Origin of the sequence: Umezawaea endophytica (genome assembly GCF_025061645.1) — a bacterium.
In the GTDB taxonomy this organism is placed as follows: Bacteria; Actinomycetota; Actinomycetes; order Mycobacteriales; family Pseudonocardiaceae; genus Umezawaea; species Umezawaea endophytica.
The window spans coordinates 69,945-80,468 of the sequence record NZ_JANYMP010000021.1 but is presented as its reverse complement, the minus strand read 5'-3'; the positions used below and the strand labels follow the sequence as shown (position 1 = coordinate 80,468).

Here is a 10,524-nt window from a genome sequence, read left to right as displayed (position 1 = left end):
TGGGGGGGGGCGGCCCCCCCCCCCCCCCCCCCCCCACGACGAGGAGCTGATCGGTGTTCTCCCGCCACAAGGCCGTCCTGTCCTGGGTCCTCGTCGTCACCACCACGGCGCTGTCCGCCGTGCTGCTCACCTGGCTGGAGGTGCCCGCCGCCCTGCTGTTCGCGGGAGTCCTGGGTGGACTGACGGCGGCGTTCACCGGCCGCCGTGAACCGAAACCGACCCGGTTCGCCGGAACGGTCGCGCAAGCCGTGCTCGGCGCCTCGATCGGCGCCATGGCCGACCGGATGATGCTGGTCGAGGTGGCCAGGCACTGGCTCGCGATCCTCGCCGTCGTCACCGCGACCCTCGTCCTCAGCATCGGGATGGGCCAGGTCCTCCGCCTCCTGCCCACCGTGAACGGCCGCACCGCCGTGTTCTCCTCGGTGGCAGGGGGAGCGGTCGGGTTCATCACCGGCGCGCGCGAGGCCGGAGCGGACGAGCACGTCGTGATGGTCGTGCAGTACCTGCGCGTGCTGCTCATCCTCGTCTCGATGCCCGCCGTGGTCCTGTGGCTCGACCCCGGCGCACGGGTCGTCGGCGACCAGGTGTCCGCGAGCACGGCAAAGTCCGCGCTGTTCGCGCTCCTCGCCGTGGTGGCGGGCCTGATCGCCAACCGGCTGCTCAAGTTCGCGGGCTCGGCGCTCATCTGGCCCATGCTCGCGGCCTTCGGACTCGCGTCGAGCGGGCTCTTCGAGGACCCCGCGATGCCGACGGCGGCACTCGGCGCCGCGTTCCTGGTCGTCGGCCTCCAGGTCGGGTTCTCCCTGTCCCTGGACAAGATCCGCGCCGTGGTGCGGGTGCTCCCGTTGGCGGGCGTGCAGATCGTGGCGACCGTCGGTGCCTGCGCGCTGGTCGGCTACGGCCTGAGCAGGCTCACGTCCATCAGCGCCTACGACGCCTACCTCGCGTCCACGCCGGGCGGCCTGTCGGCGGTGCTGGGCCTGTCGCTCGCGACCGAGTCCAACACACCGCTGGTGATGGCCTTCCAGGTGACGCGGCTGATGGTCTCCCTGCTACTGCTGCCGGTGTTCGCCACCGTCCGCCGCCGCTGACCGGCCCATCCCCCACTGCCGGGCGGTTTCCAGGGCCAGGTAGAGCTGGGCGGCACCCCGCGGATCGGTCAGGCGGAACGACGTCAGCTCCTCCAGGCGCCGCAGGCGGTACCGGACCGTGTTGCGGTGGCAGAACAACGCGCTCGCGGCCTGGTCGGTCGACCCGCCCGCGGCGAACCACTCCCGCGCCGTCGCCAGCAGGACGTCGGCCTCCTGGACCGGCAGCGCGAGCACGCGGCCCAGGACGCGGTGCGCGAGGTCCTGCGCGGTCCCGGAGTCGCTGGACACCAGGGTGGCCACCGGATCGGCGCCGTAGTGCCGGACCCCGGCCTCGCCGAACGGCAGCGACCCGGCGGCGATCCGGGCCCGGTGCAGGGCGAGCGCGGCGTCACCGACCTCCTCGAAGAGCGGGCTCACGCCGGTCCTCGCACCCTCCACACCGGACAGCGCGTCGGTGAGGTCGTGGCGCTTCCCGAGCGACAGCAGGGCGATCCGCTCCTCCGGGGACACCCGCCACGCCGAGGTGATCCCGCGTCGGGTCAACTCGGCCTCGCACTCCCGTCGGGGAGCCCGGTCCAGCACGGCGACCAGGAACCGGCCCTGCCTCGGCAGCCGCAACGCGTCCGCCGCCTCCCACCGCCTGCCCACCTCGGCGCCGGTGACGCCGAAGAGGACGTCCAGCCGCTCGTTGCGCTCCGACCGCAGCAGGCGCGTGCGCGCGGCGTCGGCCTCGCCGTAGGCCCCGCGCAGCTCGGCGGAGTGCTCGTCCAGCACGACCCACAGCGCGCCCGCCTGCGCGAACACCGTGTTGGCCGTGTCCCGGTCGGTCGACTCCACCCAGCTCACCAGGTGCTCCCACACGAACTGCCCGCCGATGCGGAAGGTGTGCAGCACAGCGGAAAGCGGCACGCCCTGCTCGGCGCGGCGGCGGCCGAGCGCCCGCACCGCCTGCCCGTCGAGTGGCGCGAGACCCGCCAGGTACCGGTAGAGGTCGGCCAGCACCTCCCGGCACGACCGGCGGACCTCCTCGACCGGGATCAGCACGCCGACCGCGAGGTCCTCCTCCTCGTCGACGACCCGCAGCGCCAGTTCCGCCGCCAGATCGTCGACGTTCGCCAGGGAGTCGAGCGCGAACCTCGCGATCTCAGCGGCCATCCCCGCACAGTAGTGCGGCGGCGCGGGGTTCAGTCGAACAGATCCGGCTCGCTGCGGGAGATCTGGTCGAACAGCGGCTGGAACTGGAACCAGCCCGCGAGCTCGAACCCGACCTGGCCGTGGGTGAGCTTGGCGCTCTCCGGCGTGATCAGCTCGGTGTTCCCCGCCGCCTTCGCGATCAACTGGGCCTGCGCCGACCGCTCCATGGTGATGAACCACCACGCCGCCGAGTCCACGGTGGTCCCGACCGTGAGCAGCCCGTGGTTGCGCAGGATCACCGCCTTGTTCGAGCCGAGCGCCACCGCCAGCTTCCGGCCCTCCTCCGTGTCGTTGACGACGCCCGTGTAGTCCTCGAACACGGAGTGGTCGTCGTAGAACGCGCACGCGTCCTGGGTCAGCGGCTCCAGCACCTGGTCGGTCGACGACAGCGCCTTGCCGTAGAGGGAGTGGCTGTGCGCCGCCCCGACCGCGTCCGGACGCGCCTTGTGCACCTCGGAGTGGATCGCGAAAGCGGCCCGGTTCACCTGGTACCGCCCCCGCACCACGTTGCCGTCGTGGTCGACCAGCAGCAGGTCGCTGACCTTGACGTGCTTGAACGACACACCGAACGGGTTGACCCAGAAGTGGTCGGGGAACTCGGGGTCGCGCGCGGTGATGTGCCCCGCCACCCCCTCCTCGAACCCGAACCGCCCGAACAGCCGCAACGCGCCCGCCAACCGCTCCTTGCGGTGACGGCGTTCCCGCGCGGGGTCGTCGAACACCGGCGGACGGCGCAGGACCAACTCCTCCACCGGGACGGGCGTGAGGTCGGCGAGGGCCAACGGCTCCCTGTCAGTGCTCATGGGGACGGGTCCTTCCAGGTCCGGAGTGGACGGTCGACGTGCAACCACCAGCATCTCCGCTCCACCGCCGCCCGGTCGACGTGCCCGTGGCGCGGGATGGCGAGTTCCCCTTGTGCACCGGCACAACCACGTCCGGTCGGCCTGGTCACCCCGCGGTGTCCTCGGAACCCGCCGACGCCTGGAGCAGCACCTCCGAGCGGTGCAGGACGTCAAGCTGGGCGGAGTTGTACAGCTCCACCAACGCCTTCCCGACCGTCTCCTCGATGAAGTCCGCGCTGTGCGGCGCGTCGGAGTGCCGCGTCCTCAGTCCGGGGTGTTCGGCGCGGAGCCGCCGGATGTAGGGGACCATGCGTTCGGCGACGTCCCGGCGGGTCGCTTCGTCGGCGTCGTCGGGCAGGTCGTCGAACTCGTCGGCCACGGGGTCGCCGGGGAGGTTGCGCAGCAGGTCCGCGTAGCTGCGCAGGCCCTGCGGGCCGAGGACCCTGGTCAGGACGACGATGAGGGACCGGTCGGCGTCGGACAGCTTGGCCCCGGTCGCGGCCGGGGCGATCTCGGGCGGCAGGTCGGTCGGGGCGGCCTGCCGCAGGATGAGGCCGAGTTCGACGCGGACGCGCTGGAGCCGCTCGATGGTGGCGGCGAGTTCGGCGTCGAGGGTGCGCAGGGCTTCGGCCGGGTGGTCGTCGGAGTCGCCCATGGCGGCGATCTGGGGCAGGGAGAACCCGAGGTCGGCGAGGCGTTTGATCCGCAGGACCCGGACGAGGTGGGCGACGCCGTACTGCTTGTACCCGTTGGCCCGCCGCTCGGGTTCCTCCAGCAGGCCGACCTCGTGGTAGTGCCGCACCGCCCGCAGGCTCGTGCCCGCGAGCTCGGCGATCTCACGGGTGCTCCAGGCCACGACCGCCACCTCGTTCCGGAGAGCTGGTCCCGTTCGGCGCGGGCGCGTCGAACGGGTACTGGCCACAACCATGCCGTCGCGGCGGGGAGAGCGAAAACCGGGCGATCACCTCCGGGGAGTCGGACCAGGAGAAACCGTGCCGCAGCGGCATGCTCAACCCCGATGTGACGTGGACCACGGGTCAGGTCTCGACCTGCGAGATCGGCAGATCGGACCGAACTCCGGTGGACGCCCGCCAAACCATGATTCGACTCACGCCCACCAGGGGTTGAGCATGCCGTCGCGGCCGGGTGTCTCCTGGGTGCCGAAGTGATCACCACCGTCCACGGCACCACCTCGAAACCCCTGGAGGAGCACGTGAAGAGGTCCCGCAAGGCCGTTCGGACCGTCCCGGCGCTCGTCACCGCCTGCCTGCTGACCGGCACGCTCGTCGGCCCCGCCGCCGTGGCGGAGCCGGGGGCCGCGGCGGTCGCGACCGACACCGTCCCGGTCACGCACGAGCAGAACGACCGCGTCCCGGAGGGCGCTGCCTGGACCCAGCACTACTTCCCGTCCTCGGACGGCTCCGACACCGAGCTGCACGCCGACGTCCTGCTGCCGAAGGGGCTGCCCGATGGCGACCGGGTGCCGGTGATCCTGTCGGTCGGCTCGTACTTCGGCCACAGCGGGCAGTTCTACCCCGAGGGCTTCACGCACACCGGTCCCTCGAACCGCTTCGCCGACTTCATCGAGGGCACCGACCTGTTCGCCCGCGGCTACGCCTTCGTCATGGTGGACGTGCGCGGTTTCGGCGGTTCCTCCGGGTGCCTCGACTTCGTCGGGCCCGGTGAGCAGGCCGACGTCAGGGCGGCGATCGACTGGGCGGCGAGCCGGCCGTGGTCCACCGGCGCCGTGGGCATGTACGGCAAGTCCTACGACGCGATCACCGGTCTCGTCGGCAACAACCTGGACCAGGACGCGCTCAAGGCCGTCGTCGCCCAGGAACCCATCTGGGACCTGTACCGGAACATCCGCTCGAACGGCGTGCCGCGCACGACCACCGTCGAGGTGCCCAACGCCTACAACGCCAGCGCCGCGAGCCCCCAGATGCCTGATGACGACCCCCGCTACCTGGCCAACGCCGCCTACGAGACGACCCACCCGGAGTGCCTCCGGCAGAACGCGGCCGGGTACCGCGTCGCCGACCCGCGGTCGGAGTACTGGAAGGCCCGCGACCTGGCGGACCTGGCCAAGGGCAGCGACACCCCGCTGTTCGTGACCCAGGGCTTCCTGGAGTGGAACACCGAACCGGAAGCGATCCAGGAGTACCTGGAGAACCACGAGGGCCCCCAGCGCGGGTGGCTCGGCCAGTGGGACCACAAGCGGGCAACGACCGCACGGCGGACGGACGCCTGGAGATGGGCCGTGAGGGCTGGTTCGAGGAGACGATCTCCTTCTACGACCAGTACCTCAAGGGCGTGGAACCGCCGGTGGCGTACCCGGCCTACGCCGTCCAGGACAGCACCGGCACCTGGCGCGCCCAGGACACGTGGCCGGTCGTGGAGGGCACGGCCACGGTGCGGCTCGGCGGCGGGTCCTATGTGGACGATGGTGGCGAGCGCGGGCCGGGCACCGGCAACAGCTTCACCGCGTCGTCCACGCCGCTCGACCAGACCACCCGCGTCACCGGTACACCTCGGGTCTCCCTGAACGCCAAGGGGGACGGCAACGTCATGGTCAGGTTGTACGACGTCGCGCCGGACGGCGCCGCCGCCATGTTCGACGAGCAGGTCTCCCTGCTGAGCCCTGTTCAGACGAGCTTCGACCTCAAGTCGACCGATTGGACCCTGGCGGCAGGCCATTCGCTGGCAGTCGAGATCGGCACGGTCCAGCCCGAGAGCGGCCCCGTCGACCCGGCGTTCGGACCCGGCGGCGACTGGATCGCCACGCCCTCCGGCAGGACGATCGAGGTCACCGACGCCGAACTCGCGCTGGCACTGGACAACCCGGCGGACGACACGCCCACCGCGGGCGCCCGCTCGCCGTACCTGGACGTCTACCTGGCGCAGCGGACGAAGACCCTGCCCGGCGGACCGGCGACGTTCACGGTGCCCGCCGCCAACCGCTGATCCGACAACACCATCAGCGCCGACACCGCCCGACCGCGACCCGGCGGCGTGGATCGCGGTCAGGCGGCGACCGGTGTTCAGGCGTGCTCGGACAGCCTGCGGGCCACGTCGTGGGGTGATGGCATGGCGGCCACCTCGGCGGCCATCGCCTTGGCCGCCCCGAGCACGGCCTCGTCGGTGAGCAGACGCCGGGCCTTGGTCGTGATCACCTCGGCGGTGAGGTCGGCGGGGAGCACGTGGTCGCCCAGGCCCGCCGCGGTGACCACGTCGGCGTTGCTGAACTGGTCGGCGCCCTGCGGCAGGACCAGGTGCGGGACGCCCGTGGCGAACGTGCCCATCGTGCCGCCCGCACCACCGTGGTGCACCACGAGGTCCGCGTGCGGCAGGACCTCGGCCTGCGGCAGCCACGGCCGCACGACCACGTTGTCCTGCACGTCGCCCAACGACCCGGCCGCGACGCTCGGGCCGGTGGCCACGAGCACCATGGCGTCCAGCGCGGACAGGCCCGCGATGGCGGTGCGCAGCACACCGGTGTCACCGAACGCCGTGCCCAACGTCAGGTACACCAACGGCTTCCGGTGTTCGGGCACCCAGGACGGCAGATCGCCCGGTTCGGCGAACGGCACCGGCCGCAGTGGGATGACGGTGGTCGGCGAGATCGGGAACGCCGGGTCCTGCACCGAGGGCGGGCAGATGTCGAGGTAGGGGTTGCCGAGCGGCATGGGGTCGCCGTCCGGCAGGTCGACGCCGAGGTCCGCCGCGACCTCGGCCAGGTTCGCCCGCAAGGCTTCCGTAGTACCGGTGGGCCGCCACATCCGGCCGAACGAGTGGCACACCGCGGGCACGCCCGCGGCCCTCGCGGCCAGTCCCGCGCCGGCGTTGGCCAGTTCGTGCACGACCAGGTCGGGTTTGCGGTCGACGATGACCGGTGCCATGGCCGCGGCGTAGCTGCGCGGCAGGATCGAGCCGAACACCTTCGAGACCCGCTCCGGCCGGAAGTCGGGTGCCTTGCGGGCCGCGGGGCCCGCGTTGGCCTGCTCGAACGCCGAGAGCATGTCCATACCGCCCGCGACGTGGTCGATGCCGCACCTGGTCAAGGTGGCGGCGAACGGGGCAGTGGTCACGAAAGTGACCTCGTGGCCGACATCGCGGGCTGCGACCGCGAGCGGTAACAGGGGATAGGTGTGTCCATGGGCGCCAAGGCTGGAGAAGAGGATTCGCACCGGCAAGAACGTAGCGAGTTCCTTCCCGCACAAGGACACCACCCCTGGGGCCGACACCGGCCCCGCCGCGACTTCCGCACACGCGGGAACTTCCGGGCGTCTCAACACGACCTCCGCCGCGCTCGACCGCGTGGTCCCCGACCGGGAACCAGAGCGGCGATCGGACCGACTACACCTCCGTGCACCCCCACTCACCCCCAGCCCGCGACCACCGTCGCCGCAAGCGCGTCGTCGGCGCGGTGGCCGTGGCCCTGTCGGTCCTCTCGCTGACGGCGGCCTGCGGTCAGGGCAGCACCGCCACGTCGGCCGCGTCGCCGACCAGCTCGCTGATCCCGGTCACCGCCGCTCCCACCGCCTACCCGTTGACCATCGACAACTGCGGTCGGCAGGTCACGTTCGACAAGGCGCCCAGCCGGGTCGTCCTGCTCAACGGGACGTCGGTCGGGGAGGTCGAGAGCTTCATCGCGCTCGGGATCGCCGATCGCGTCCTGGCCAACAGCCAGTCCTACGGCGTGTCCGACGACCCGGCCATGGTCGCCAAGGTGTCTGCGGTGCCGACCGGCGGGCTCACCCTCAACCAGAACTTCGAGGTGCCCAGGGAACAACTGCTGGCCCTCAAGCCCGACCTGGTGATCTCGACCTGGGCGGGTGGTTTCGACGAGAAGATCGGTTCGGTCAGCCGGGACCAGCTCGCTGCGGCCGGGATCAACAGCTTCGTGACGCCGGTCAACTGCGCGTTCGGCGATCCGGCGCCGCGCCCGGAGGACGAGGTCCGGTACAAGGCGCAGTCCGTCGAGTCGTCCACGGAACTCCTGCTCCAACTGGGACGGATCTTCGACGTGCAGCAGCGGGCCGCCGACCACGTCACCAGGTCGCGCGCCGACATCGCCGAGGTCACTGGGCGGGTCGCGGGCAAACCGGCGAAGAGCGTGCTGGTCGTCTACCCCGGCATGTCGGTGATGAACAGCAACGGCCTGCCCGCCGTCTTCGGTGGCGGCGTCTACGACGACGTCATCGCGAAAGCCGGTGGCACCAACCCGTTCGGCGGCAAGTCCTTCGCCGAACTCGCCGAGGTCAACATCGAGGCGCTCGCCTCGGCACGGGTCGACGTGCTGGTGATCGGCCTGTTCCAGGCCACCGAGAACGCCGAACTGCTGGCCGAGGACCTGTTCAAGAGGTTCCCGCAGTGGGAGGCGTCGAGGAGCAAGAGGTTCACCTCGGTGTCGGACAGCATCTACCTCGGTCCGCTCAACGCCGTCGCCGTGAGGAAGATCGCCGATGCGGCCCACGGCGCGCAGTAGCCCGCACCTGGTCTCGGGCACGGGTTTCGCGGTGCTCGTGGTGGCGCTGGTGGCGGCGTTGGTCGCCGCCACGGCGTTCGCGATCGGCGTGGGCACCGTCGACGTGCCGGTCGGCCGGGTGGTCGCCGTCGTCTGGAGCCACCTGAGCGGCGGCACGGCGGTGCAGGACCCGTTGACCGACCAGATCGTCTGGGAGTTCCGCACGCCCAGGGTCCTGCTCGCCGCGCTGGCGGGCAGCGGGCTCAGCCTCGCCGGGGTGTGCTTGCAGACGCTGGTCCGCAACCCGTTGGCGGACCCGTACCTGTTCGGCGTCTCGGCCGGTGCGTCGTTGGGCGCGGTCATCGCGCTCACCAGCGGAGTCGGCCTGGTCGCCGGGCTCGGGGTGGCCGGGGCCGCGTTCGCGGGCTCGCTGATCAGCCTCGTGGTCGTGTTCGTGATGGCCCAGCGCGGAGGGCGGCTGATCGGCAGCAGCCTCGTGCTGGCCGGTGTCGCGGTCGCGTACCTGGGCACCGCCATCACCAGCTACATCCAGTTGCAGGCCAACCCGGCCGAGCTGCGCGGCGTCATGTTCTGGCTGCTCGGGTCGGTCGCGGGCGCGTCGTGGGACGACCTGGGCGTGCTCGCCGCGGCGACCGCGGTCACCGCGATCTGGTTGACCACCCAGGGGCGGTCGATGAACGCCCTGTCGGTGGGGGACGACACCGCCGCGGGGCTGGGCGTGGACGTGCACCGGCTGCGCGTCCTGCTGCTGGTGGCCGCGTCGCTGCTGACCGCCGCGGTGGTCAGTGTCGCGGGGGGCATCGGGTTCGTCGGCCTGATCGTTCCGCACGCCGTGCGCCTGGTGGTCGGTCCCGACCACCGCAAGGTGTTCCCGGTGTCGCTGCTCGCGGGCGCGGTCTTCCTGGTGCTGGTCGACCTCGTCACCCGCACGGTCGACCGGCCGAACGAGGTGCCCATCGGCATCTTCACCGCCGCGCTGGGAGCGCCGTTCTTCCTGGCGCTGCTGCGCAGAAGGAAGAGGGCGCTGCGATGAGGGTGCGGATCGACGGTGTCTCGGTCGTCATCGACGACACCACCATCCTCGGCGGGGTCGACCTCGTCGCGGAAGCCTCGGCCATCACCGGCGTCATCGGCCCGAACGGGTCCGGCAAGAGCACGCTGCTGCGGTGCGTCTACCGAGCGCTCAAGCCGACCACCGGGGCCGTCCACATCGGACAGGACGACGTGTGGCGGTCCAGCGCGCGCCAGGCGGGCCTGAGGACCGCCGTCGTCGCGCAGGACCACGACCTGGACAACGACTACTCGGTCCACGAGATCGTCACGATGGGCCGCAACCCGCACAAGGGCGTGCTGGACCGGGAGACGACGGCCGACCGCGCCATCGTCGACCGGGCACTGGAACGGGTCCGCATGGACTGGGCGGCGCACCGGGTCTTCGCCACGCTGTCCGGCGGTGAACGCCAACGCGTGCTCGTGGCCAGGGCGCTGACCCAGGAGACGCCGGTCCTGCTCCTGGACGAGCCGACCAACCACCTCGACATCGGCGCGCAGCTCGAACTGCTCGACCTGGTGCGGGAGTTGGGCCTGACCACCATCGCGGCGCTGCACGACCTCAACCACGCCACCGCGTACTGCGACCGCCTCCTCCTGCTGCACGCGGGCCGCGCGGTGGCCGAGGGGACACCGGCCGAGGTGCTCGACGCCGACCGCGTCGCCGCGGTGTTCGGCGTGCGCAGCGCCGTGGTGCCCCACCCGCTGACCGGCCGTCCCCACTTCGTGACGGCGTCGATCACCGGTTCGGCCGAGGAGGAGGTGCCCTCGGACCCGACCTCGACCGGCCGGAGGTGACCGCGTCCGGCGACCTCGGCACTGCACCGGGACCGCCGACCCGGAATACTCCACTCAGCCG

At 71.7% G+C, this 10,524-nt stretch carries 10 protein-coding genes; 6 read left to right on the top strand and 4 right to left on the bottom strand.

All coding sequences use genetic code 11. From position 1 onward, the window contains the following. Positions 1-53: 53 nt before the first annotated feature. On the top strand, positions 54-1,091 hold the full coding sequence (locus NZH93_RS34435) for an AbrB family transcriptional regulator (protein ID WP_259627463.1): 1,038 nt from the start codon (positions 54-56) through the stop codon (positions 1,089-1,091). Here NZH93_RS34435 and NZH93_RS34430 read toward each other — a convergent pair. From NZH93_RS34430 to NZH93_RS34420, 3 genes are all read right to left on the bottom strand, one after another. Next, positions 1,053-2,246 (bottom strand): PucR family transcriptional regulator, encoded by a 1,194-nt coding sequence (locus NZH93_RS34430; protein WP_259627462.1) that lies wholly within the window; start codon positions 2,244-2,246, stop codon positions 1,053-1,055. The two genes, NZH93_RS34435 and NZH93_RS34430, sit on opposite strands and share 39 nt — an antisense overlap. Before the next feature lie 29 nt (positions 2,247-2,275). Continuing rightward, a complete protein-coding gene (locus tag NZH93_RS34425) occupies positions 2,276-3,088 on the bottom strand; it encodes a class II aldolase/adducin family protein (RefSeq protein ID WP_259627461.1) in 813 nt (270 codons plus the stop codon). Positions 3,089-3,233: 145 nt separating this feature from the next. Further along, a complete protein-coding gene (locus tag NZH93_RS34420; RefSeq protein WP_259627460.1) occupies positions 3,234-3,983 on the bottom strand; it encodes a helix-turn-helix domain-containing protein in 750 nt (249 codons plus the stop codon). Positions 3,984-4,292: 309 nt separating this feature from the next. On the opposite strand from NZH93_RS34420, the gene NZH93_RS50930 reads away from it, so the two are divergent. Both NZH93_RS50930 and NZH93_RS34410 read left to right on the top strand, forming a co-directional pair. Continuing rightward, positions 4,293-5,672 carry a CocE/NonD family hydrolase gene (locus NZH93_RS50930; RefSeq protein ID WP_259627459.1) on the top strand — a complete coding sequence of 460 codons (1,380 nt, stop codon included), beginning with the start codon at positions 4,293-4,295 and terminating at the stop codon, positions 5,670-5,672. Continuing rightward, complete coding sequence (locus tag NZH93_RS34410; protein WP_259627458.1) at positions 5,564-6,091, top strand: CocE/NonD family hydrolase; 528 nt, start codon at positions 5,564-5,566, stop codon at positions 6,089-6,091. The genes NZH93_RS50930 and NZH93_RS34410 overlap by 109 nt, the downstream gene beginning before the upstream one ends. 77 nt (positions 6,092-6,168) lie before the next feature. On the opposite strand, the gene NZH93_RS34405 is transcribed toward NZH93_RS34410, so the two are convergent. Then, positions 6,169-7,215 carry a glycosyltransferase gene (locus NZH93_RS34405; protein ID WP_308214270.1) on the bottom strand — a complete coding sequence of 349 codons (1,047 nt, stop codon included), beginning with the start codon at positions 7,213-7,215 and terminating at the stop codon, positions 6,169-6,171. Between the two features lie 278 nt (positions 7,216-7,493). Here NZH93_RS34405 and NZH93_RS34400 point away from each other — a divergent pair, with 278 nt between their 5' ends. The 3 genes from NZH93_RS34400 to NZH93_RS34390 are packed head-to-tail and all read left to right on the top strand — an operon-like array spanning position 7,494 to position 10,463. Further along, positions 7,494-8,615, top strand: a complete 1,122-nt coding sequence (locus NZH93_RS34400) for an ABC transporter substrate-binding protein (protein WP_259627456.1) — start codon at positions 7,494-7,496, stop codon at positions 8,613-8,615. Next, a complete protein-coding gene (locus tag NZH93_RS34395; protein WP_259627455.1) occupies positions 8,593-9,648 on the top strand; it encodes a FecCD family ABC transporter permease in 1,056 nt (351 codons plus the stop codon). The genes NZH93_RS34400 and NZH93_RS34395 overlap by 23 nt, the downstream gene beginning before the upstream one ends. After that, positions 9,645-10,463 (top strand): ABC transporter ATP-binding protein, encoded by an 819-nt coding sequence (locus tag NZH93_RS34390; protein WP_259627454.1) that lies wholly within the window; start codon positions 9,645-9,647, stop codon positions 10,461-10,463. Before NZH93_RS34395 ends, NZH93_RS34390 begins: the two co-directional genes overlap by 4 nt. Positions 10,464-10,524: the final 61 nt, after the last annotated feature.